Source organism: Listeria valentina (genome assembly GCF_011800755.1).
Lineage (GTDB): Bacteria > Bacillota > Bacilli > Lactobacillales > Listeriaceae > Listeria > Listeria valentina.
Genome location: NZ_JAATJW010000015.1, coordinates 21393 through 45334, shown reverse-complemented (window position 1 = coordinate 45334; position 23942 = coordinate 21393). Strand labels below are relative to the sequence as shown.

The 23942-nt window shown below is 39.7% G+C and carries 27 protein-coding genes; 13 read left to right on the top strand and 14 right to left on the bottom strand.

What is annotated here, in order from left to right:
- Positions 1-127: 127 nt before the first annotated feature.
- Positions 128-2269 carry a transglycosylase domain-containing protein gene (locus HCK02_RS05760; RefSeq protein ID WP_167629141.1) on the bottom strand — a complete coding sequence of 714 codons (2142 nt, stop codon included), beginning with the start codon at positions 2267-2269 and terminating at the stop codon, positions 128-130.
- A 253-nt stretch (positions 2270-2522) separates the two neighbouring features.
- Here HCK02_RS05760 and HCK02_RS05755 point away from each other — a divergent pair, with 253 nt between their 5' ends.
- The 4 genes from HCK02_RS05755 (at position 2523) to HCK02_RS05740 (ending at position 6399) form a co-directional block, all read left to right on the top strand.
- Positions 2523-2948 (top strand): arsenate-mycothiol transferase ArsC, encoded by a 426-nt coding sequence (locus HCK02_RS05755; protein ID WP_115753131.1) that lies wholly within the window; start codon positions 2523-2525, stop codon positions 2946-2948.
- A gap of 53 nt (positions 2949-3001) precedes the next feature.
- The gene (locus HCK02_RS05750) at positions 3002-3874 is read left to right on the top strand and encodes a cation diffusion facilitator family transporter (RefSeq protein ID WP_167629140.1); all 873 of its coding nucleotides are present in this window, start codon (positions 3002-3004) and stop codon (positions 3872-3874) included.
- A gap of 242 nt (positions 3875-4116) precedes the next feature.
- Positions 4117-5457 carry a hemolysin family protein gene (locus HCK02_RS05745; protein ID WP_167629139.1) on the top strand — a complete coding sequence of 447 codons (1341 nt, stop codon included), beginning with the start codon at positions 4117-4119 and terminating at the stop codon, positions 5455-5457.
- Between the two features lie 63 nt (positions 5458-5520).
- Positions 5521-6399 (top strand): RluA family pseudouridine synthase, encoded by an 879-nt coding sequence (locus HCK02_RS05740; RefSeq protein WP_167629138.1) that lies wholly within the window; start codon positions 5521-5523, stop codon positions 6397-6399.
- Between the two features lie 21 nt (positions 6400-6420).
- Here the strand turns inward: HCK02_RS05740 and HCK02_RS05735 are convergent, their stop codons facing one another.
- On the bottom strand, positions 6421-7308 hold the full coding sequence (locus HCK02_RS05735) for an aldo/keto reductase (RefSeq protein WP_167629137.1): 888 nt from the start codon (positions 7306-7308) through the stop codon (positions 6421-6423).
- A gap of 339 nt (positions 7309-7647) precedes the next feature.
- On the opposite strand from HCK02_RS05735, the gene HCK02_RS05730 reads away from it, so the two are divergent.
- From HCK02_RS05730 to HCK02_RS05705, 6 genes are all read left to right on the top strand, one after another.
- The gene (locus HCK02_RS05730) at positions 7648-8268 is read left to right on the top strand and encodes a DUF47 domain-containing protein (protein WP_167629136.1); all 621 of its coding nucleotides are present in this window, start codon (positions 7648-7650) and stop codon (positions 8266-8268) included.
- Between the two features lie 11 nt (positions 8269-8279).
- Positions 8280-9278, top strand: coding sequence for an inorganic phosphate transporter (locus HCK02_RS05725; RefSeq protein WP_167629135.1), 999 nt, complete (start codon positions 8280-8282; stop codon positions 9276-9278).
- 103 nt (positions 9279-9381) lie between these two features.
- A complete protein-coding gene (locus HCK02_RS05720; protein WP_167629134.1) occupies positions 9382-9885 on the top strand; it encodes a hypothetical protein in 504 nt (167 codons plus the stop codon).
- A gap of 137 nt (positions 9886-10022) precedes the next feature.
- Positions 10023-11489 (top strand): ABC transporter substrate-binding protein/permease, encoded by a 1467-nt coding sequence (locus HCK02_RS05715; protein WP_425482858.1) that lies wholly within the window; start codon positions 10023-10025, stop codon positions 11487-11489.
- Positions 11482-12207: an amino acid ABC transporter ATP-binding protein gene (locus HCK02_RS05710; RefSeq protein ID WP_167629133.1), complete on the top strand. Its 726-nt coding sequence runs from the start codon at positions 11482-11484 to the stop codon at positions 12205-12207. Before HCK02_RS05715 ends, HCK02_RS05710 begins: the two co-directional genes overlap by 8 nt.
- A 69-nt stretch (positions 12208-12276) precedes the next feature.
- Positions 12277-13428: a pyridoxal phosphate-dependent aminotransferase gene (locus HCK02_RS05705; RefSeq protein ID WP_167629132.1), complete on the top strand. Its 1152-nt coding sequence runs from the start codon at positions 12277-12279 to the stop codon at positions 13426-13428.
- 34 nt (positions 13429-13462) lie between these two features.
- Here the strand turns inward: HCK02_RS05705 and HCK02_RS05700 are convergent, their stop codons facing one another.
- From HCK02_RS05700 to HCK02_RS05670, 7 genes are all read right to left on the bottom strand, one after another.
- A complete protein-coding gene (locus tag HCK02_RS05700; RefSeq protein ID WP_167629131.1) occupies positions 13463-13963 on the bottom strand; it encodes a hypothetical protein in 501 nt (166 codons plus the stop codon).
- 2 nt (positions 13964-13965) lie between these two features.
- Positions 13966-14616, bottom strand: a complete 651-nt coding sequence (locus tag HCK02_RS05695; RefSeq protein ID WP_167629130.1) for an ABC transporter ATP-binding protein — start codon at positions 14614-14616, stop codon at positions 13966-13968.
- Between the two features lie 7 nt (positions 14617-14623).
- Positions 14624-15346, bottom strand: coding sequence for a hypothetical protein (locus tag HCK02_RS05690; RefSeq protein WP_167629129.1), 723 nt, complete (start codon positions 15344-15346; stop codon positions 14624-14626).
- A complete protein-coding gene (locus HCK02_RS05685; RefSeq protein ID WP_167629128.1) occupies positions 15343-16047 on the bottom strand; it encodes a hypothetical protein in 705 nt (234 codons plus the stop codon). The genes HCK02_RS05690 and HCK02_RS05685 overlap by 4 nt, the downstream gene beginning before the upstream one ends.
- Complete coding sequence (locus tag HCK02_RS05680; RefSeq protein ID WP_167629127.1) at positions 16034-16837, bottom strand: hypothetical protein; 804 nt, start codon at positions 16835-16837, stop codon at positions 16034-16036. The genes HCK02_RS05685 and HCK02_RS05680 overlap by 14 nt, the downstream gene beginning before the upstream one ends.
- Before the next feature lie 74 nt (positions 16838-16911).
- Entirely contained in the window at positions 16912-17325 is a 414-nt protein-coding gene (locus HCK02_RS05675) for a hypothetical protein (RefSeq protein WP_167629126.1), read from the bottom strand.
- A 246-nt stretch (positions 17326-17571) separates the two neighbouring features.
- A complete protein-coding gene (locus HCK02_RS05670) occupies positions 17572-18210 on the bottom strand; it encodes an HAD family hydrolase (RefSeq protein WP_167629125.1) in 639 nt (212 codons plus the stop codon).
- Positions 18211-18385: 175 nt separating this feature from the next.
- On the opposite strand from HCK02_RS05670, the gene HCK02_RS05665 reads away from it, so the two are divergent.
- Together HCK02_RS05665 and HCK02_RS05660 are read left to right on the top strand one after the other, a co-directional pair.
- Positions 18386-19678 carry an NCS2 family permease gene (locus HCK02_RS05665; RefSeq protein ID WP_167629124.1) on the top strand — a complete coding sequence of 431 codons (1293 nt, stop codon included), beginning with the start codon at positions 18386-18388 and terminating at the stop codon, positions 19676-19678.
- Positions 19679-19776: 98 nt separating this feature from the next.
- A complete protein-coding gene (locus tag HCK02_RS05660; RefSeq protein ID WP_115753148.1) occupies positions 19777-20043 on the top strand; it encodes a hypothetical protein in 267 nt (88 codons plus the stop codon).
- A gap of 61 nt (positions 20044-20104) precedes the next feature.
- On the opposite strand, the gene HCK02_RS05655 is transcribed toward HCK02_RS05660, so the two are convergent.
- From HCK02_RS05655 to yjfP, 4 genes are all read right to left on the bottom strand, one after another.
- Positions 20105-20623, bottom strand: a complete 519-nt coding sequence (locus tag HCK02_RS05655) for a type 1 glutamine amidotransferase domain-containing protein (RefSeq protein ID WP_167629123.1) — start codon at positions 20621-20623, stop codon at positions 20105-20107.
- A 498-nt stretch (positions 20624-21121) separates the two neighbouring features.
- Positions 21122-21313 carry a hypothetical protein gene (locus HCK02_RS05650; protein ID WP_167629122.1) on the bottom strand — a complete coding sequence of 64 codons (192 nt, stop codon included), beginning with the start codon at positions 21311-21313 and terminating at the stop codon, positions 21122-21124.
- A gap of 132 nt (positions 21314-21445) precedes the next feature.
- Complete coding sequence (locus HCK02_RS05645; RefSeq protein WP_115753151.1) at positions 21446-21754, bottom strand: metal-sulfur cluster assembly factor; 309 nt, start codon at positions 21752-21754, stop codon at positions 21446-21448.
- Between the two features lie 67 nt (positions 21755-21821).
- A complete protein-coding gene (yjfP, locus tag HCK02_RS05640; protein WP_167629121.1) occupies positions 21822-22574 on the bottom strand; it encodes an esterase in 753 nt (250 codons plus the stop codon).
- A 155-nt stretch (positions 22575-22729) separates the two neighbouring features.
- On the opposite strand from yjfP, the gene HCK02_RS05635 reads away from it, so the two are divergent.
- Complete coding sequence (locus tag HCK02_RS05635; RefSeq protein ID WP_208970445.1) at positions 22730-23536, top strand: Cof-type HAD-IIB family hydrolase; 807 nt, start codon at positions 22730-22732, stop codon at positions 23534-23536.
- Between the two features lie 34 nt (positions 23537-23570).
- Here the strand turns inward: HCK02_RS05635 and HCK02_RS05630 are convergent, their stop codons facing one another.
- The gene (locus HCK02_RS05630) at positions 23571-23930 is read right to left on the bottom strand and encodes a YisL family protein (protein ID WP_115753154.1); all 360 of its coding nucleotides are present in this window, start codon (positions 23928-23930) and stop codon (positions 23571-23573) included.
- Positions 23931-23942: the final 12 nt, after the last annotated feature.

Sequence of the window (23942 nt, the reverse complement as noted above, 5' to 3'; positions counted from 1 at the left end):
AGAAGTCCTGTTTGGCTTCTTCTTTTTCCATTTTTATAGAAAAAAACGCCCATCCCTCTTCTTTCTCATGGAGGGATCGGCGTTTTTCGACAGTCTGGCACGTGACTCCTCGTCACGTGCTTTTTTATTAATTTCCACCAAACCAGCCGCTGATTTCATCTGTCACTTTGCCGCCAAATTCTTTAACTTTGCCAGCACCTTTTTTGATCGTTTCTCCAGCTTCACTGGCCTTGTCTTTCACCGAATTCCAGAAATCATTGCTTTCTTCTTCTTTTTTCGCTTCATCTGCTTTTTTCTTCTGCGTTATCTGGGCAGCACTCTTCGTTGCAAAGTCCTCCGGTTTCAAGTATCTCAGACCACTCTTCATGACATAGTGCGCCAAGTTTGCCACACCGCTTGAACTATTCGTTTTCAAATAATGGTTTTCATCCGTTTTGTCATAGCCCATCCAAACAGCCCCAACAAGATTAGGTGTATAACCTACAAACCACTGATCTTTCGTTCCACTCTTATCATCGAACGGCACCTGTGTCGATCCCGTTTTACCAGCCATTTCATAGCCAGCTACAGCTGCATTTTGCCCGGTTCCATTATTCACAACGTCAAGCAGCATCGAAGTCATTTCATTGGATACATCTTCTGAAATAATTCGCTTTGTTTCAGGTTCATGCTCATAAATCGTATTTCCAGATGGATCAACAATTTTGCTAATGACGTAGCCTTCCGTCGGTTTTACACCTTTATTGGCAAATGTTGCATAAGCCGTGGCCATTTCTACTGGCGTTGCCCCTTTGCTCAGTCCACCAAGCGCAAGTCCAAGCGTATCATCGCTTTCTTCAAGTGGGATCCCAAATCGTTCTACGGACTTCATGCCGCGCTTAATGCCAACTTCATTCAAGGTCCAAACAGCCGGCGCATTAATTGACTGTGCCACCGCCTCGTACATCGGAACTTCGCCTTGATAGGTGCCGCTCACATTTGTCGGCGTATAATTACCTTTATAGGTTTTCTTTTCATCTTTCAGCATGGTATCGACATCCCACCCTTTTTCAAGAGCCGGCACATAAGCTGCAAGAGGTTTCATTGTCGAACCAGGTTGGGCACGCATTTGTGTTGCTCGATTGAAGCCACGGAATGTGTGCTCACCACGACCGCCAATCAAAGCTCTAATGCCTCCCGTTGCTGGATCCATCAAGACCGCTCCCGATTGAATCAGTGTCCCGTCACTCGCACTTTGTGGGAAATTGTAATTGTTATCATAGATGCTTTCTAATGACGTTTGATAGTTTTGATCGAGCTCCGTATAAATTTTATAGCCTTTACGCATAATTTCATCTTGCGAAACATCCGCTTTATTCACTGCCTCATTAATGACAGCATCCACATACCACGGATATTTGTTAGCAAGCGGATCGGACGCTTTATTGTTTAGCGCTACTTTAGTATTCCGATACGTATTATATTCACTTTTACTGATTTTTTTATTTTCAAGCATGGTTTTTAAAACGACATTCCGTCTCTCAGTTGCTCGTTCTAAATGTTTGTACGGATCATAAGCACTAGGCGCCTGGAGCAACCCAGCAATCATTGCTGCTTCAGGAACTGTAAGCTCGGAAGCCTTTTTCCCAAAATATTTTTTCGAAGCATTTTCAACGCCCCATTCACCATTACCAAAATAAGAACGGTTTAAGTACATTTCCAAAATTTCATCCTTGGAATATGTCCGCTCAATTTCGCGCGCCATAAACAATTCTTTCGCCTTCCGCGTAAACGTTTGTTCTTGACTGAGGAGCGCATTTTTCGCAAGTTGTTGTGTGATCGTACTACCTCCGCCAGTGATTCCACCAGTTTTTACTAAGCCAAATGCCGACCGGAAAATTCCTTTTAAGTCAAAGCCATTATGCTCATAAAACTTTCGGTCTTCGACAGATACCACTGCATTTTGCACGTTTTTGGATATCTTATCAATTTTGACAAAAGTCGCATCCGTTGACGAAAGCTCCCCTGCCTTGTCGCCGTCTTTGTCATAGACAATTGTGGCCGTTTCCAGACCTTTTTTAAGCGCATCAATATCTGCAGACTTGGCTACAACCGTTAAATAAATAATGAATCCTAAAATCGCAAGTAGTACAAATAAAATAATCCATTTAATTACATGTTTATTTTTCATAAAGCGGCGTAATTTATTCCAAAAAATCTTAAGCCATTTCCAGATAAAGCTGAAAAATTGTTTGATTGATTTTAAAATCAGCTGTTTAAAATTTTCCAAACTTATCTCCTAACTTTCCTTTAAATTTAGTTCCAGTGTCAAATCGCACATTGAACTACGACTATTTTACGCTAAACGAAGAATTTTTTCTACCGCCCTAAGCCTCATTTTTTTCTCTTCCCATTTTCCTATGCCAAAATAGCTGAAAATAAAAAAGATGTTTCCCAAAAAACGAAACTGGGTAGACAACAAGTATGGACAGAGGGACTTTTTAGAAAGGCCTGCACAAAGACAACACGGAAAGGAATTAAAAATGCCAAAAAAATTGATTTATTTCTTGTCACAATCGCATATTCGCAGCTTGATCGCGGAAGCGTGGGCGAAGAAACTCAAACTTCCTGATGTGACCTTCATCAGCGGTTCTTGGCTTAAGGCTCGCAAAACACATTTTGTGTCTGAAGCGCTTCAAGAGTTTGCAATCGATACTCCGAGTAGTTTGTCTTATGTACCTAGTCAAAAACTTCTGGCAAAGGCCGATTTAATCATCACAATTTATGACTCCACTTATGAAATCGCGCCGCACTATCCAGAAGCACTTCAGAAAAAAGTTGTCTACTGGGATATCAAAGATCCAGAGCATGCTAAGAGCACTCATTCAAAATGGGCGATATATCAGGAAATTTGCGAACAAATTGCCGTTCTTGTTAAGAGTTTAAAGAAACAGTTTATTGAAGTTTAAATTTGTCTCTCCGAAACATTTCGGGGAGATTTTTGTATTGGAGGGCATTTAAATTGGAAGGCTATCAAGATATTAAAAAAGGAGAAAAAGCAGCTTTGCTGAGTATTTTAGCCTATCTATTCTTAGCTGCAATCAAAGTAATTGTTGGGTTACTTGGGCATTCTGATGCTCTTTTCGCCGACGGATTAAATAACACGACCGACGTGATCGCCTCAGTCGCCTTATTGATCGGACTTCGAATATCGCGCATCCCGCCCGATGCCGATCACGCTTATGGGCATCGCAGAACGGAAACGATTAGTTCGCTCGTCGCTTCTTTCATCATGCTACTCGTCGGTCTCGAAGTTATTTTTAGTTCCGTATCTAACTTATTTAAAGGAAATTTTGCTGCACCCAATACTTTGACAGCCATTGTTGCTTTTTTCTCCGGCATTTTCATGTTCGGTATTTACCTTTATAACATTCGTCTTGCGAAAAAAATCGAGAGTCAAGCAGTAAAAGCTGCCGCACTGGATAATCGCTCCGATGCTTTGGTAAGCTTTGGCGCTTTTATCGGCATTATTTTTGCACTATTTGGTCTCCCTTGGGTTGATGCGGTGACAGCACTTCTTGTTGGTATTTTGATCGGTTATACCGCAGTCAAGATTTTCTTCGATGCCGCACACAGTTTAACAGATGGTTTTGATGTCTCAAAACTTGAAACCATCCACGCTCTTGTTCACGACGTAGCAGATGTGAAAGAAATTAAAGATATCAAAGCTCGCTTCAACGGAAATCGCATTTGGATTGACTTAACCGTCGCCGTTGATCCCGATTTAAATGTCGTTCGCAGTCACGAAATAACGGAACAAATTGAGCAAGCCATTCGTTCTAAATTTCCAACAGCTTATACGCTTGTTCATATTGAACCCTTTTTTGAAAAGTAAAAGATTATTGTGTTCTTTTTCATTCTCCATTATAATTTAATTAACTTTACCATTTCGGAGAAGGAGGGGATTTTCGAATGGGGCAGTGCAACTAATTTTAAATTTAATTCATTATCCATCCAGTAGGCACTTCGCTTTGAGAATTTTCTCCTCTCAGCCAGACAGCCTACTTCTTTCTAAAAATTAAGTTTACCTAGGAGGTGGCAGTCATTTATAGATTCTTTCTATAAAATGACCTACGATTGATACTTACCATTAAATTTTTAATCATCGCACTTTTGATCGGCGTTTCGGCTTTTTTCGTAGCTACTGAATTCGCGATTGTTAAAATGCGACCAAGTCGACTCGATCAGTTGATAGCAGAAGGAAGTAAACGCGCAAACTTGGCTCGTTACATCTATAATCATCTAAATGCATACTTATCAGCTTGTCAGCTTGGAATCACGATCAGTTCACTTGGATTAGGTTGGCTCGGGGAATCAACTGTTGAAGCCGCTCTACATCCACTTTTTGAACTCTTACATGTACCAAGTTCAATTGTTACATTGCTTTCTTTTGTGATCGCTTTTATTCTCATCACATTCTTGCATGTTGTTGTCGGAGAACTTGTTCCAAAAACGCTTGCGATTGATAAAACAGAAGCTGTCGCACTTGCGGTTGCGCGACCACTTCATTATTTCTACAAAATCATGTTCCCATTCATCTGGTTACTAAATGAATCTTCCGTTCTTATTTCGAAGGCATTTGGACTAGAACCCGCGAATGAGCATGAAGTTGCACACACAGAAGAAGAGTTGCGTATTATCGTCGGAGAAAGCTACAAAAGTGGCGAAATTAACCAATCTGAATTCCGCTATGTAAATAAAATATTTGATTTTGACGAACGAATGGCAAAGGAAGTCATGATTCCGCGGACAGAAATCGTCACGATTGATGCCGGGTCGAATATTTCTGACCTATCCGATATTATGAAAACCGAGCGCTATACGCGTTATCCCGTGATTGATGGGGATAAAGATCACATTATCGGCGTTTTAAACTTAAAAGAAATTTTATCGGCTTACGTAGAACATGGTTCCGATAAAAAATTCAATATTGATCCTTATGTCAAACCGATTATTCGTGTGATTGAAACCATTCCGATCAAAGAACTTTTATTTCGAATGCAAAAAGAACGTTCGCACATCGCGATCTTGCTCGATGAATACGGCGGCACATCTGGACTCGTAACCGTTGAAGACATTATCGAAGAAATCGTTGGCGATATTCGAGATGAATTCGATGCAGACGAAATTCCAGAGATTCGCCGCATTAAAGATGGCCATTATATTGTCGATGCCAAGCTTTTAATTGATGAAGTGAACAACATTCTCGGAACTGATATTGAAGAAGAGGAAGTTGATACGATTGGTGGCTGGTTCCTAACGCAAAACTACGAAGTGGAAGTCGGCGATGAAATCGAATACGGCGGCTATATCTTCCGTGTTAAAGAAGCCGAACCGCATCACATTGAATACCTCGAGATCATCAAAATGGACAAACCTAAACCAGATCAAGATGATGATGAAGAAGATGACGATTAAAAAGGTTAAAGCTGGAGCTTTGCAGAAAGTTCCAGCTTTTTGCTGCCAAGGAGGCTAAGAAAAATGCTGAAAATCACCGTTCTCCCTGAATGGGAAAATCAAACGCTAACCGAACTTTTTCGGGATACTTTTCATTTAGGAAAAAAAGCACGGCATGAACTTCGGATGTCACCTGAGTTCACACTGGATGGCTCAGATAAGCCTAACTGGGAAGGGAAGCTTTCCGCCGGACAAATTTTAACAGTCCCGCTCCAGAAAGAGAATGCCGCAAAAATTGAGTCAGGCCCACTTGAGGTTTCATACGAAGACGATTTTATTCTCGTTTTAAATAAACCCGCTGGCGTCAAAACGCATCCAAACAGCCCGAGCGAAACCGGGACGCTCGCAAATTTTGCGGCAGCATATTTGAAGCATGATCCCACATCTTCTCCGTTTGCAGTGCACAGGCTCGATCAAGAAACGTCGGGGCTCGTCTTATTTGCCAAGAATCTCTTGAGCCTCGCAGCTTTTTCTTGGCAACTTGAAGCCCGCAACATCCACCGGACCTATCTCGCGCTTGTTAGTGGCAAAACCCCGGAAGCCCTTACCATCCAAGAACCGATTGGCACCGACCGCCATCATCCGAACAAAATGCGCATTAGTGCCAGTGGAAAAAACGCGATAACGCATCTGGAACGGCTTAAAACCTATCCGAATGACACCAGCCTTGTTCGATTGAAGCTTGAAACTGGGCGGACTCACCAAATTCGTGTTCATTTAAGAAGTATCGGGCACCCGATCATCGGAGACTATTTATACGGCGGTGCGAAACTTGCGAAGCGTACTTTGCTACATGCCGAAGAGCTCGAATTTTTCCATCCGTTTTTAAATCAAACATTAGTCGTAAAAAAAGAGCCGCCAAATGATTTTACAATCAAAAAAGCACCGACAAACGAAGCCTAACATCGTTTGGCGGTGCTTTTATTAACCATTTTCACGAGCATTTCGAAGTTGCTCTTCTTCGCGCTCCATACTTTCAAGAAAGTAAGCTAAGTCATCTGGATCTGGCCCTACATATTTTCCAGTCTCCAATTTACTCATCTTATACAAATCTTCACTGTCGAGTTCAAAGTATGCTAACTTCGAATTTTCTTTGATTCTCGAGGAGGCAATCGATTTTGGAATGATGATCGTATCTCGAAGCAAATGCCATTGCAGAATAACTTGATCCACCTGCGCCCCGTGCTTTTTCGCAATAGCTTGGATCACTGGATTTTGCATGAGCGTTCCCTTCGCAAGTGGCGACCAAGCAGCATGCGCAATCCCGTATTTTTTTAGGAATGCTCGCAGTTCATTTTGTGGGAGAAGCGGATGCGTCTCTACTTGGTTTAGGACTGGCAGTTCGTTCGCAACAGCCAAAAGGTCTTCTAGATGATGCTCTTTAAAGTTCGCCACACCAATTGCTTTCACCGCTCCCTCAGCGTAAAGTCGCTCCATCGCACGCCAAGTGTCCCGATACTTTCCTGCAAGTGGCCAATGAATTAAGTACAAATCGAGTTCGCTCAAGTTTAAGTTTTTGAGCGTCCGCTCGAAGGCGAACAGGGTTTCATCGTAGCCTTGATCCCCGTTCCAAATTTTCGAGCTGATGAAAAGTTCACTCCGTGAAACCCCACCCGCTCGAATCGCTTCACCAACTTCGCGTTCATTATTATAAACAGCTGCTGTATCAAACAAACGATAACCTGCATTGATCGCTTCTACAACAGCTTGGGTAACATATTTTTCTTCACTCATTTGAAAAATTCCAAGCCCAATATAAGGAATCTCACTTCCATTTTGCAGCCGGTACTTATCTTGTACGGTTTTTACCATCTGAAAGCCTCCTTCAAGCCGCTTTTTTCTTCAGAAAGTTCTATTCCCAGTATAACGAATTTCCGCTTTTCTTCCTAATAATAAGTTAATTTTTTGTGACAAAAAAAATAGTTGTTGCGCTATTCAACCCATTGTAACCGATTGCAGTCTTTTCACGCCTTATTTTAACCCAAAAAAAGTTTCCTATTTCGGTGCTCGATATGTTAGTATTATCATGTGGTAAATTTCAAGTAGATACGTTTTAATTTTTTGTAAGCAAATTGTTAAGAAAAACCTTTTAAATGTAGGGAATTCATTTGCAAAAATTACTTACTTAAAAGATCGGGGGAATTTAAGAAAATGGCTTTTAAAAATAAGAAAGACCGCTTTGCATCTTTGCTACATGATATTGCTGTGAATCTTCATGAAGGAGCAGACTTTTTTGCTACCTACAACATTGACTCACTTGGGGACTTACATACTTTTTCAGATAAAATGAAAGAATATGAAACTACCGGCGATACAATGGTTCACAAAATGATCATGGAACTAAACGATGCCTTCATTACACCTATCGAGCGTGAAGATATGCTTGAACTTACGAACCGTTTGGATGATGTAATGGATGGTCTTGAACAAACTGCTTTTTCACTTGAAATCTGTCAGATTACACATTATGACGAGTACATGTTGAAATTCATTAAAGCGATCCAAGAAAGCACCGTTGAGATCGAAAAAGCAGTCGATCTTGTTTTCAATAAGAAATTGAAAGAAGTGCGTAAGTTAGCCATAAAAATCAAAGATTATGAATCACAATGTGATGAAGTTTACCGCGAATCACTTATTAAATTATTCCAAGAAGAAACAGATGCGATTAAAATTATTCGTAAAAAACAAGTTTATGAAGATCTCGAAGAAGTTGCAGACAACTGTCAAAGTGTTGCCAATACACTTGAATCAATTGTCATGAAGAACGCATAAGGAGCCGAACAATGGAAGGATTATTTCTGATTACAGTGGTCATTGTACTTGCTGCACTTACGTTTGATTTAATCAACGGATTTCATGATACAGCAAATGCAATTGCTACAAGTGTTTCCACAAAAGCCCTTAAGCCTAGGCATGCTATCTTACTAGCGGCTGTGATGAACTTTATTGGTGCGATTTCTTTTACTGGTGTAGCAAAAACCATCACAAAAGATATTGTTGACCCGTTCAAAATCCCGCATGGTGAAATTGTCATTTTAGCTGCCCTTCTTGCTGCAATATTCTGGAACCTACTTACTTGGTACTTTGGAATTCCAAGTAGCTCTTCGCATGCGTTAATTGGCTCCATCGCCGGAGCAGCCATTGCTTCTGCTGGTTTTGCATCGATTGAGTACGGAGGTTTCGTAACCATTATTATCGGTTTGCTTGCTTCGCCGTTTCTTGCATTTATTGCCGGTTACACCATCTATACGCTGTTTAAGGTTTTCTTAAAGAACTTGAACTTATCGACAACAAATCGTAATTTCCGGTTTCTTCAAGTAGCAACAGCGGCGCTTCAATCTTATACACATGGTACGAATGATGCGCAAAAATCAATGGGGATCATCACCATGGCCTTAATTGCAAACGGCTTCCAAACGCAAGATGATGTTCAACTCTGGGTACAAGTTTCCTGTGCGCTCGCAATGGCAATCGGAACAAGTATCGGTGGTTGGAAAATCATTAAAACAGTTGGCGGCAAGATCATGAAAATCAAACCTGTTAACGGAGTTGCAGCAGACCTTGGTTCTGTTATCGTGATCTTTGGAGCTACTTTCATCCATCTACCCGTAAGTACCACTCACGTTATCAGTTCTTCTATTCTTGGAGTAGGAACTGCTCACCGCGTGAAAGGTGTAAAATGGGATACAGCGCAACGAATGATTGTAACATGGATCATCACCCTGCCAATTTCGGCTGCGGTAGCTGCACTCATGTTCTTCATCTTAAATCTGTTCTTATAAAATATCGAGTCATGACCCACACGCGGTTGTGACTTTTTTGTTAGCTTGATATCGTTTTAGCTCGTAAAAAGCGGGAATAAAACCCAAGAAAGGAGCAAAATTAATGCGCTATTATTTTAAAAAACCTCTGGCTCTCGTGAATAAACTGCCCGTAAAAGTGAATAAAGAAAACGGTAAACCTATCGGCACAATTATAAAATTCCCAGATAAAATTTCGTTTTTTCGTGATGCGAATCTTTTTTCAAGTGAACGACGTGAAAAACAAGAACTCGCGGCTTTAACATTTGAAATTGCTTGGCGCGAGGGCGATAATGCAGCAGTTGTTTTTCATGACTTAGAAAACGACAAAAAGCTTGCCTTTTATGAAGATGAAACCTCAATAGACTTCCTTCACCTATTTACAACCGAATCTGAATTCCCCATTGAAATCATCCAAAAAAATACAATGGACCGCATAACTATACTTTTTCACGGACAAGAAAGTGCTTTTATTATCATCCAAGATCAGCAAATCCTCTTACAGCTTATCGATGAGAATACGAATGTTCCTGATAGCTTTTTCTTTCTGAGTTATTTCATCGCTATTTTAAGCAAAATCGGTTTATAAAATACATCATTTATACATATAAATCAGTGCTTCTCTCCTTAAAATAAAAGTTTTTTAAATCTGCTATTGAATATTTAATCAATATCGTGTATTATTATTACATAGTAAATTTAGTAAAACGAGAAGGAGTTGCAGATATGCTTAATGTTAAACACCCTAAAAAACTAGCCATCATCAGTTTTATCGTCATTTTTATGCTTTCGCTTTGTATGCCGTTTCTTTCTGTCAAAGCGGCTAGCGATGATTCGCTGCAACAAATCAAAGATAAAAAAGAATTGGTAGTTGGCTTGTCGGCGGATTACCCGCCTTACGAATTTCATCAAACCATTAAGGGAAAAGATGAAATTGTCGGCTTTGATATCAGTATCGCTCAAAAAATCGCAGATGATATGGGTGTAAAACTGAGCATTAAAGAAATGGGCTTCGATAGTCTGCTTGGTGCTTTAAAGACTGGTAAAATCGACTTAATCGTCTCGGGAATGTCCCCCACACCAGAACGACTAAAAGAAGTTGATTTTTCCGATCCTTACATGGATGTTGAGCAAGAGATCGTCATTCGAAAAGCAGACAAAAATAAACTAAAATCCACAAGTGATTTTGGCGGAACAAAAGTAGGTGCACAGAAGCAAACTACTCAAGAAGAATTAGCTCAAAAAGAGTTGACCGGTTCAACAGTCACTTCTCTTCAAAAAGTTCCCGATTTAATTTTGAACTTAAAAAACAACAAAATTGATGCTGTTGTTCTCGAAGGACCCGTTGCTGAAGCCTATGCGAGTCAAGATGATACACTTGCGATTTCCGATGCAAGATTTGTGAACGGTGGGAAAGAAACATCTGTTGCTATGGAAAAAGGCGCAACCTCTTTAAAAGATCAGGTTAACCATTCGATCAAAGAAATCAAAGATAAAAAGTTGCTAAAAGAATATCAAAAAGAAGCAAATGAATTAATGTTTCAAAAAAGTAATTTCTTCAGCCAATATGGCAGTTACTTTTTAAAGGGAACTCTCTATACGATCGTTTTAGCAGCCATCGGCGTCTTTTGCGGCGCGATTTTCGGGGCTCTTCTAGCACTAATGAAGCTTTCCAAAACAAGATGGCTCCGCTGGCCTGCGACGTGGTATGTAGAATTCGTTCGCGGCACGCCGCTTCTTGTCCAAATTTTTATCGTCTTTTTTGGAACACAAGTTTTCGGGCTGAACCTTTCAGCTTTCGTTTCCGGCTGTATCGCGCTTTCACTGAACAGTGCTGCTTACGTCGCTGAAATTATCCGCGCGGGCATCACAGCGGTGAATAAAGGGCAAATGGAAGCCGCACGTTCACTTGGCATGACACAAAACCAATCAATGCGCTTTATCATATTGCCGCAAGCCATCAAAAATATTTTACCTGCTTTAGGAAACGAATTTGTCACAGTCATCAAAGAATCTTCCATCGTTTCGGTTATCGGTGTTGGCGAACTTATGTTTATGACTGGCGTTGTTCAAGGCGCAAGCTTCAAGCCATTTGTTCCGCTAATCATCACTTCACTCATTTACTTTGTCCTTACATTCAGTCTCTCCAGACTTTTGGGCATTGCGGAAAGGAGATTCAAAACTAGTGATTAATGTTCTGAACCTACACAAACACTATGGAAAAAATGAGGTTTTAAAAGGAATTGATTTAGAAATCGATGCTGGTGAAGTTGTCGTTGTGATTGGTCCTTCTGGTAGTGGGAAAAGCACTTTGCTTCGCTGTCTCAATTTACTCGAACAGCCTTCTTCTGGCCATGTTGTTTTCGAAGAGAATGACTTGCTCGCTAAAGGCACAAATATCAACAAGCTCCGCCAGCGCATGGGCATGGTTTTCCAGGCTTTTAACCTCTTCCCGCACAAAACCGTTCTTGAAAACTTAACCTTGGCGCCGACAAAAGTAAAAGGCGAAAGCGAAAAAGAAGCTAGCAAGAAAGCGATGGAATTGCTTGAAAAAGTTGGTCTTGCTGAAAAGGCCTCAAGTTACCCTGCCAATTTGTCGGGCGGTCAACAACAACGCGTAGCCATTGCGCGAGCACTTGCGATGAATCCAGATGTTATGTTGTTTGATGAACCGACGTCAGCACTTGATCCAGAAATGGTCGGTGAAGTGTTAAACGTTATGAAAGGACTTGCAAAAGAAGGCATGACAATGGTTGTCGTCACCCATGAAATGGGCTTTGCCCGTGAAGTTGCTGATCGTGTTGTTTTCATGGATGCCGGCGTTATCCAAGAGGAAGGAACGCCTGATGAAGTTTTTGGCAATCCGAAAAATGACCGTACGAAAGATTTTTTAGGAAAAGTACTCGCTTAATTTATGTTAAAATAAAAAGAAAAAGGAATGCAGCATTGCGTTCTTTTTTCTTTATGAGGAGGAATTAGGATGGATAAAAGCAACATCGCAAAGAAATTTCAAGAAACGCCTGTAAACATCTTAGCGGACATCGGCACTTTAGCTAAAAGAACGCCTAACATTCTGGATTTATCAATCGGCGACCCCGATTTAATCACGGATGAGTCCATCATTAATGCAGCATTTGCGGATGTTTCACGTGGCGCGACAAAGTACACAGAGTCCGGCGGCGACATTGAATTGATCCAAGCCATCCAATCGTTTTTCAAAAGAACATACAAGCTCGATTTTGCCGAAAATCAAATTCGGGCAACGGTTGGTGCGCTTCACGGCATGTATTTAGCACTTCAAGTTCTTCTTGATCCAGGCGATGAAGTCATTATTCACGAGCCATATTTTTCGCCTTACAAGGACCAAGTTTTAAATTCAGGTGGCACTCCCATCTTTATCCCAACCTATGAAAAAGATGATTTTATGATTAATGCGGACATTTTAGAAGCTGCTATCACCGAACGAACGAAAGCGCTCATTTTGAATTCGCCCAACAATCCAACTGGAGCCATCTTCTCAAAAGAAACACTTGAAAAAATTGCAGAGCTTGCGAAAAAACATGATTTCTACATACTTTCTGATGAAGTGTATGACGGCTTTTGCTTTTATGAAGATTTCACACCGATGGCTTCCCTTGCACCGGAGCATACCATTACTTTCGGTAGCATGTCGAAAAATTTCGCCATGACTGGTTGGCGTCTCGGGTACATGATTTCTCCACCATATATCAACGAAGCCGCTAAACTTCTGAACGAAGGCATCACCTATTCTGCGCCAACGCCTTCACAACGAGCTGCCATTTACGCTCTTAATCATGCAGAAGAGCTTATTCCAAAAGTGGCTGATATATTTAAAAAGCGACTCGAATACGTTCAAAAACGCGTAGCAAAAATCCCTTATCTGTCGCTCCATCCAGTAAAAGGTTCGATTTATGCCTTTTTAAACATCAGCCGAACCGGGATGGATTCCGTCACTTTTAGCGAATACCTTTTGCAAGAAACACAAGTCCTAGTCATTCCTGGACGCGCTTTTGGAGATAGTGGTGACGAATATGTTCGCCTCGCCGTCACCCAAGATCTAACAGTGCTAAAAGAAGCCTTTGACCGGCTGGAAAGCCTTAACTTTAATTAAATTAAAAAAACGGCTGGAAACTACCAGCCGTTTTTTAAAAATGATAAACATATTTCGTATATTGATGCCCTTTTTCTTGCATCACTGTCATCCATACCTTCGTAAGATCCGCAATATCTCGTGATGGCGTCTCAAAAACAATTTGGCAAGGAATCGCTTTCCCAAATTTTAGAACTGCAGAATGTCCATCTTCATCCAAAATATCTAACGCCTGACCTGAGCTCGCTTTTTCTGATGAAAGAAAAGTCTCTCCCAGCAGCTGACTTCTTATATTTTGATGCTTTTTATTTTCAATCAAAACAGAAACAATCAAATTCGACCAAGCCAGTTCCCCAGCTTCCTTTTGCTTCTCCTCTTTCACATCTAGCACTTTCAGCTTATAATCAGCCGTTTCTACCCACTTATCTTTCACGATCTTCTTCTCGCTCACCGCAAAATCGCGAAATGGTTGATTCGCATGAAGATATCCTAAAACAAGTAAAACCCCTAGCACTAGAACTGCAGGTATCGCTACCAATAATTTAATTCTACTCATTTTCATACCTCATACTGCTTGTCTATCAGTTTTCCACTTTTTATTTCAATCACTTCATCACAAACGCCTTCCAAAAAAGACCGATCGTGACTTGTCAAAATTAACGTTGCCCCATTTTCCCTTGCTTCCAGTAATAAGTGTTTCAAGTTTTCAACACTATCCTCATCTAATCCATTTGAAGGCTCATCTAGAATAAGTAATTCTGGATTTCCTATCAAAGCTTGAGCAAGTCCCACTTTTTGCTTCATCCCAAGTGAAAAACGCTTCACACGCCTTTTATCTTTTGGATCAAGTCCGACTTTTATAAGCAAGGCGCCAAGCTCCTTATCCGTTATCTTTTCTTCTTTCAGCGCCGCAATCAATTGCAGGTTTTTATAGGCGCTGAATTCAAAAACAAGCGAGGGGTTTTCTAGTAACAATCCTGTAGAAACAGGAAACCGCTTTTCAGCCAAAATCGGCTCACCGCAAACTTCTACTTTCCCGTCATTTAATCGAATCAATCCCAGAATGGCCCGCAAAAGCATTGTTTTCCCCGAACCATTTGCCCCTCTTAATCCGTATATCGACCCTTTTTGCAAGGTTAATGTGATCCCTTCAAGTACCATTTGCCCCTTTATTTTTTTGGTCACATTAAACAATTTAATATAATCCATGTTTCCCCTACTTTCTCAAGATGTCTTTTTGTCTGTAGATAAAAATAGCAAGATATATAAGCAATAAAAGTATGAAAAGTGCCATAAACAGCATTTTGATGCGTGTTAGTTCCGGATAATCCATCCAGCGACTACTAAACGTTGCGTTAACAATAGAATAAAACAAATAAAATCTTGTGGACAAAATCAAGAAAATACATGTCAGTAAAAGTGCTGAAATCGTGTTAAAAACGAGCTGAATCATAACTCCTAGAACATTAAGTAGCAAGAGCGCAAGCAAAAAGAAAGCAAGTTCTTCCAATTGATTTAAGCTATATTGACCAGTTTTAGAAAGGGAGAACAAGATATTTAAACCAACAAACACAAGCCAATATAGCCCTGCAAAACTCATAACAGTAAGCAACCTACTGCTGATAATCATTCGGCGATTCATCCCGTTTGCAATAAACATGGCTTTATCTTGCTGCTCTTCCCGTCCAAGATAATTATAAAGATGGAACAACTGGATAAAATAAAAAGCAAACCAGAGGATGGGAAATTGATAGAAGTTATTATCTAAATCCACTTTTGAAGGGCCACTTAACAACTTAGCCAGTAAGTTTTCATGCTCACTTATCTGACTAGCCTGCAAGAAAACCAGCAAAAATAATAAGATGAATGAGCATAAAATCTTCCATTTTTCTCGAAAAAAATAGACACTTACTTCTTGCTTATAAAGTTTAAAAATCATCTTTTCACATCTTTCTTATAAAAAATCATCCAAATACAAGCAAGAAGCAGACACGCTTTCCCCATAATTTCAAGTTGTTCCGTTAATTGAATAGCGAGATCAAAATTCGTGATTTTCGCAAATGTTGTTTTCCAAAAAAAGCTCCAACCAAGCTTTCCTGATATAAAAAGAGCATCACAAACGAATATTGAATAAGTGAGCATCAGCGCTATTCCCTTGTTTTTAATAAGAATAAGGAAAAACAAATAGAGAAGTTCTAGCAGTGAAAAGGCTTCAAGCCAAATTAAAGCATATGAACCGCCTACTGCCAGTAAATCAAGCCCTTGCAAATGAAGAAGCTTATATAGGTAAAAAACATATTGTAAGATGCACGGTAGTAAAACGACTAAGAATACTATAACAAATTTGATAAGATGAAAAGTTAAATAAAGTTGCCTTTTCCGGTAAATAGCCATTTCTAAAACGCTCACTTCAGGCAAAATGGTCATAAAAATGAGCAGACACGGGATAAAAACAAATAGAATGCCAGCTAAAGGGCTTAAAGCCATTAAAATTTGACTATCTGTGAAAGCATCATTAGACTCTGCCTGCAAAAAGGTCAAAACAAAATAAAGAGTGGTGAGACCACCAAAAAGCAAATAAATTCCGTAAAAGCGAGACAAGCGGATTCTTGCAAATTTTAAACTCTCAAAACGCTTCATTCTTTTTAACTCCACGAACGTATAGAAATAGTGTAATCAAAAAAAGGATTAGCCCATAAAGAAGCATTGCTAAAAAGCTTTTATCATACGTTGTTATCGCTTCTGGCAAAAAGCCAAAAGGTGAGAAGGCAACGTTTTTCAAGACAAATGAATTTACTGCAATGCTCAACAGTTGCAAGCAAAAAGGAAGAAGCAAAATTACCATTTTATTTTTAATATAAAAGGAAGCCGCAAGTGCAAAAGTCACAAAAAGTCCTGCAAATACAAAGCTGATGGCAATGTTAACGAGGGCATATATAAGTGGATGCGCATAAAACAAGTGGGGAAATAAATCACCGCTTCCTTCATAAATTCCAAGATTTACATTGATAAGTGGATCTGGTTTTAAGTTTGGAAGTAATAAAAAGCAACCAATCAAATCGATAATCAGCGGAAGCGCAACAACAACTGCACCCGTTAAAAAAGTTTTTAAGAATAACATCGAAAAGTATTTTTTTCGGGAAAAGTTCAATAAACCATAACAAATTAAATGATTTCTTTTATCTTCTAAAAAAATAGTTGAGGCAGAAAGCGAAGCGATAATCGGCAAAAGCAGATAAAAAAGAAGCATTAAAGCGCTCGTACCTGAAAAGTCCATTGAAAGCCAAGTCGTATATGGAGTAAAAGCGACATGTTGCTTAACAGACAAACTGTAAACTTTTAAAAGGTGAACACCAACCATAGCTAAACCGATTAAAAGGGCTAAAAGACGTTGATTTGTTTGTAATCTTAGTTTTAAAAAGTCGTTCATTGATATTGATGTCCTCGTTTCTTGGTGTCTTAAATGTGTATTATTAAATCAAATGACGAGTGCTTAATAGCTCATCATCTCCTTGAATCTGGGCTCCATACTCCCCACATAGCAAAAGACTCAAATCGTGCGGATTCAACTCTTACTTTTATTGGATAGTAGTTATTCCATTCCAGCGCCTTATTGTACAAATGAAGTGGCTTATTTCCTAATCGTTGTCTATAAACATGCCCATCAGATACGTCTTTTCCATCGCCAAGTGCAGCCCAAAATTTAGCATAGTTATTTAAACTACTACCTATGACTTTATTGTAATAGGCACTGGTGTTAAACTTCATTCTTGCTGGTGAATGGTCATAAGGGCTCCAAAATCTGTACTCATTGTGCCATCTCGTATCCGCTGTATTTCCTTTAGCAAAAGCGGTTATCGAACCACTAATAACTAATAATAAAAGGCCTGCCATAACTAATAATCTAATTTTTTTCATGTTGTTTCATCTCCTCTTGATGGTATTACTATTATGTATTTTCTAATTAAGCACTCGTAATTGTTTTGAATTATACATGCCTGCTCTTCGGAAAGCAATACCCTTTTCTGTCAAAAAGTAGCTATATAGCAACGTTTAAAAGCTCATAAAATTAAATTTTTTTATCTTTTTAAGTCCTTTTTTCTTTTGTTTTTATAAAAAAAGCTCTAAAAATTAAGGTTTAATTTTTAGAGCAAATTTTTTTATTTAGTTTGCAAAAACTTTTTCGAGCGGGATTGAATCAAAATCCGGAAAAACAGCCACTCCTTCCGGGAATTTAATATTCGCCGTCGCTGCATTTGGCACTGCTAAAACTTTTAAGCCGGCCTCTTGTGCTGCAATAACACCATTTAGTGAATCTTCCACTGCATAAACGTGCTTGCTCCCGAGTTCAGCGGCTGCTTGAAGATAAAGCGCCGGATCGGGCTTGATCCGCGTCACATCATCCGCAGTTTGAATGCTTGAAAAATGCGGAAATAAATCAAATTTCTTAAGTATGGGCTCCACCCAATCTCGACCAGAACTCGTTGCTAGACCAATCTTAAAGCCATCTGAAACTGCGTAATCAAAAACGCGCTTGAATCCTGGGCGAAGGTTTAAATGGGCAATTCCTTCTAAAAGTTCGTTCGAAATGTGTGTCGTAAAAGCTTCTACATCGAACTGACCATTTGTAGCTTCTGTCAAGTAATGATGCAGTGGCTCTTCTGTCGTTCCAATGATCTGCTCGTATATCACAGCTGGAACTTCAATCCCATACGTTTCTTTCACATAGTTCATCGTCGCATCATGCCATAAATTTTCTGTGTCGATCATCGTTCCATCAAAATCAAAAATAATCGCCTTCAAATCGCACTTCCTCCTTTTTCAGGTGAAATCATCTTCATTATAACATAGACCTATTTACTTTTCCTTTACCGCAAAAACACAAAAAACGGGGTTGCATTTTCCCTGAAAAACGAATATTATAATATAGTAATCATTAATTGTTCGTAAATGATATTAAAGGGAGTGTCCAAATCTTATGTTTCGATTAAAAGAAAACGGAACAGATGCAAAAACGGAAATTATTTCCGGCTTTACTACATTCTTGACGATGGTCTATATTATCGTCGTAAACCCAGCAATCCTTTCTGCCGCAGGTGTTCCATTCAACACCGTTTTCATGGCAACCATTATTTCTGCTGTCGTTGGTACACTTTGGATGGCGCTTTTCGCTAATTATCCAATCGCCATCGCCCCAGGTCTTGGTATGAATGCTTATTTCGTGACAGTTGTAACGACTCAAAAAATGGATTATTCCGTTGCTTTCGCTGCAGTCTTTGTAGCTGGAATCATTTTTCTTATTTTATCGTTAACACCTTTCCGTGAAAAAATTATTACGGCGATTCCACATAATTTAAAAGCTGGGATCACAGCCGGAATTGGTCTTTTTATCGCGTTTTTAGGTTTCCGAATGACTGGGATCATTGTTAAAAATGATTCTAACCTAGTCGGACTTGGCAACTTGCACTCGCCTGAGGCTTTACTTGCCATTGTAGGGCTTTTAATCACACTTATTTTTCTTGCACTAAATGTAAAAGGTGCTTTATTTATCGGAATGATCGCAACCGGAATCATTTCTTTCTTTACAGGTGAACTTAAATTTACTGATGGCTTTGTTAAATTGCCGCCAATGCCTGAATTTGTTTTTACAAACCCGATTCATGCGTTTTCAGATGTTATTTCACATAGCCTTTATGCTGTTATCCTTTCGTTCCTTCTAATCACTATTTTTGATACGACAGGAACAATGATCGGAGTTGCTAAAAAAGCTGGTTTGATGAAAGGTGAATCGCTACCAAACGCTAAACAAGCTTTGCTAGGTGATGCCATCGCAACAACAGTTGGTTCGATTTTTGGTACTACACCAACAAGTGCGTATGTAGAATCCTCAGCAGGTGTTGCGACTGGCGGACGTACCGGACTTACAACACTTACAGTTTCTGCATTGTTTGTAGTTTCTGCTTTCTTTGCTCCACTTGTCGGCGCTGTTTCAGGAATTTCAGCTATCACTGCTCCAGCGCTTATTATTGTCGGTAGCATGATGATCGGTGCTGTGAAAGAAATCGATTGGGATACATTAGATGAAGCTTTCCCAGCTTTCCTTGTTATCCTTGCGATGCCACTAACTTCAAGTATCGCGATCGGGCTTGCTTTTGGCTTTATCTCATATCCGATTCTTAAAGTCTTCACTGGTAAATGGCGCGAACTGAACTGGTTCCTTATTTTAATCGCTATTTTATTCTTTATTCTCGTTGCCTTCTTACCTCATTAATCGTGAAGCGCCTGTAGCTTTTGCAGGCGCTTTTAACTAGACAAAGCCGGGCGCATTTGCTATAAAGAAAGTAAACTCTAGAAAAGGATGTCATCGCTTTGTACTTAAAATCATTTCTTGCAGGAATCGGCATAGCTGTGCTTACTTTCCTCGCAAGCTTCTTACTTCCAAATTATACGCTCGCCACAATGTTTTCCTTTGTAGCGATGCTATTAATTTTCATTTCCATTGCTTGTTCCGCCTTTGTTTCACTGGGTGGACGTAACAATCGCGAAGCACGAAGCAAACAGCTTCGTTGGAGCATCATGCTTTTCTTAGCAGCTGTTCCAAATTTCATTGGCTTCATTATCAGCTACTATTTCTAAAGCAAAAGAGCCATTCTACTTCTATTCCTAGTTGGAATTTAGTAGAATGGCTTTTTTCTTTTTAATCAAAAGCAGCAATCAAAGCTTTTAAATACTCCGGTAAGTCTGGCGGACGACGGCTTGAAATAATATGCCCATCCGTTACAGCTGGTTTGTCATGCCAAATCGCACCTGCATTAGTTAAATCATCTTTGATTCCAGGCGTACTAGTTACATTTACACCTTTTAAAATACCAGCAGATGCAAGAACCCATCCTGCATGGCAAATTTGTCCGATTGGTTTTTTCTGCTCATCAAAATAGCGAATAAAATCTAGCACTTCATCAAAGCGACGCAGTCTATCTGGAGACCAGCCTCCAGGAACGATGATCGCATCATAATCTTCTTTATTAATATCTTGAAAGGCAAAATACGATGTGGCAGGCACACCGTATTTTCCGTGAAACACGCGTCCTTTTTCTTCCCCCACAAGATCTACTGTTGCACCAGCTTCTCTAAGTCGCAGAACTGGATACCATAGCTCTAAATCTTCAAAGTCATCACTTACTAAGGCAATAATTTTTTTACCTGTTAAAGTCATTCTCTCAACCCCTTTCCGATACTTTTAGTATAACAAGAGCTTGCCTTGAACAGAAATCATCTGTTTTTATGCAAAAAAATACGCTGGACAAAACGTCCAGCGTCGCCATCATGCTCGATTGTCTATGCATAACGGGATGAGGCATAGACGGAGACTACATGGCAAATGAGATGAATGAAAACAAATAATGGTTCGGTGTTAAAACAGATGATTAACAAAATGTTAATCTATTGGAAGATGGATACACCGAAAGCCACTATAACCATGATAGGGTCTTATCCCCATGAAAACCAAAAAAACTTTCTAGCTTTCATCGGGATAAAACGCTATATATTCATTGTACTATTCTTCTAAAAAAAATCAAGTGCCTAATTGTGGACTTTTTGTGACAATCCAAAAAAAAGCACCTCAAAATAAAAGATTAATAGTAGACTTGATTATTTTAACGAATCGTTCAATAAAAATCCAGTAAAAAGACTTACTAACGTTAAAATTTTATCAATCAAAAATTGTAATTAACACTCCACTTAGAATCGCAACGATTGGAATAAGGACCCAAACTTGTCCACCTAAAATAGAGCCTGTTTTTTTTGGCTGCTGTTTAAGTTCATAGACTTGTTGTTTTAAATCAAGAACCTCTAACTCTAAATCTTGCACTTTATCTTCTAGTTCATAAAGACGTTCTTCCATTTTAAAAGCCCTCCTTTTTCTACTTACTTTCATTATAGCCAAGCGATTCACGCCAAGGATCCTTCTTAAGGCTGATTTTTCAAGAAAAAGCCGCATGCCTCTTACAAAGAGACATGCGGCTTTAAATTTTATTTAACGAATTCCAAGTGCGATCTTTGCGTAACGTGACATCCGTTCTTTTGTCCAAGGTGGATTCCAAACGATATCAACATGTGTATCTTTCACTTCTGGAATATCAGCAAGTGCAGCATGAACTTGATCTGTTAAAATACCAGCAAGCGGGCATCCCATTGTCGTTAACGTCATTGTGACCGTACACAGCCCATCTGCATCCAAATCAACATCATAGACAAGCCCAATATTCACAATATCTATTCCTAGTTCGGGGTCAATCACTTGTTCAAGTGCGCCCATAATATTTTCTTTTAGTTCCTCATCCATGAAGAGCGAACCTCCTTTTGGCTGTTTGTAGAGACATTGTAACACAACTCACAGAGATTTTCATCACCTATAAATTTTTTTGGAAAAACACGGTCGTCCGATTGATTCCATCAATCGACACCTTATGTTTAGCTTGTTCGTCAATGACGAATTCAACATTTTCCGCTAGGTTTTCCAAAGTAAGCGTATCAACTAGTTTTTCACTATATTTAAAAGGCACAACATCATCCTTTTTACCATGCCAAAGAAGTAACGGCCGATTTCCCAACCGGTCTAGATGTTTACTTAAATCATAAGGTTCAAGTTCTGAAATCCTTGCTTCGACATCATAAGGAAATTCCATTCCTTCCGCTTCAGCTGCTGCAACTAGTTCTCTTGCAAAGTCTTCATAATAAGCACTTCCCATTAAGCTTACAGCAGCTTTTACCGTTTCAAAACGTGCTAAAATACCAAGTGTCGTAATAGCGCCCATCGAAACGCCAGCCACACCGATCCGGTCTTCATCCACGAGTCCCTTAGCAACTAGCTCCAAATGCAGTTCATTAAACTCTACAATATTCGCTGTAACAGTATCCCAAAAATATGCGGCTTGCTCAGTAGCCGAAATCTGTCCTTGGCGCTCCCCGTGAAATTTCGCTTCCGGCAAAATCACACGAAATCCCCGTTCCGCCAAGAAATACCCGTAGTGGAGATAAAGCTCCTTTTCCGACTGAAAACCATGATAAAAAAAGACCGTTGGCAATTTTTCTCCTTGTAAATCGTGTCTAACAACATGAAGTAATGGAATATTTTTGATTTGTTCATTCGTTACTTGAATCACTCTTACAGCCTCATTTCTATTCATTTTTGCTGATTTACTGCAAAGCAACGCCATTTACAAAGCTCGCTTTACAGTCTATCATAGAGATACCTTCATTTTAGCACGAAGAAACAAAGAGTCGCTAATAAATGAATTTATAAATAAAGGAGTCAATTATGGATAAAAAACTAATCGTATTGGACCTTGATGGGACAACCTTAAAAGAAGATCAAACCATTTCAGCGCGAACAAAAAGCGCTTTAAATCGAGCACGCGAAAAAGGACACGAAGTAATGATCGCAACTGGACGACCATTTCGACTAAGCAGCCAGTATTATCGCGAATTAGAACTAAAGTCTCCGATCGTCAATTTTAATGGCGCTGTTTTACATCACCCGCTTGATGCTTCATATACTGGAAGTTACCACCAAGCGATTGATCTTGCCATCGTTCACGAACTACTTGATTACACAAAGCAATTCCCGCTTTCAAATATTGCCGCAGAAGTAGAAGATAGCGTTTTTCTCGCACGTGGCGACGACAGCGTACCCGCAAACTTTAAGACAGGAACTGGGGAGGTTTTCATTGGTAATCTAAGAAATAAAATTACGGCGAACCCTACTTCCGTGCTTTTCTTTGGACAAACTGAACAGCTCAACACCATCAGCCGCCATCTTGATGATGCATTGTCTCATGTGATTTCCTATCACACGTGGGGAGCAAGCTGGCCTGCAGTGGAAGTCGTGAAACACGGTATCCATAAAGCAATCGGCGTTGATAAAGCTGCTAAAACACTTGGTTTTGAAACCAAAAATGTAATTGCATTTGGCGATGAAGCCAATGATCTTGAAATGCTTGATTATGCTGGTGTTGGCGTAGCGATGGGAAATGCCATTGATGCAGCTAAGAGCGCTGCAAACACGGTCACAAAATCTAACGAAGAAGATGGCATTGCGATTTATCTTGAAGAAAACTTACTATAAAAAAAGGCTGGAGTGCACGCACTCCAGCCTTTTTTTAAAATAGTGGCGCTCCACCTGATAAATAAAAACCAAGCGCAATAGTGATAACTACAGCAACCACAAATAAAACTAAGAACAAGCCAGTTGGGCGCTTTTTCTTGCGAAAGCTAAGTAGCATTTCGATAACGCCAATCGTCACAATGCCCATCAAAATCTTGAAGATTGCAACAAGCCAATTTGTTTCAATACTGTACTGAATCATCATGATCCCGCTCAAAATCAGCACCAAATAGAAAACGCGGTCAATCATCGCAAAGATGGTAAAACCCTTTTCTGATTTCGGATAGCTGATCCAAGCAGCTAGCGTCAAAATAATGATGGCAGCCCAAGAAATCAAATGAAGATATCCCCACATAAATTTGTCCCT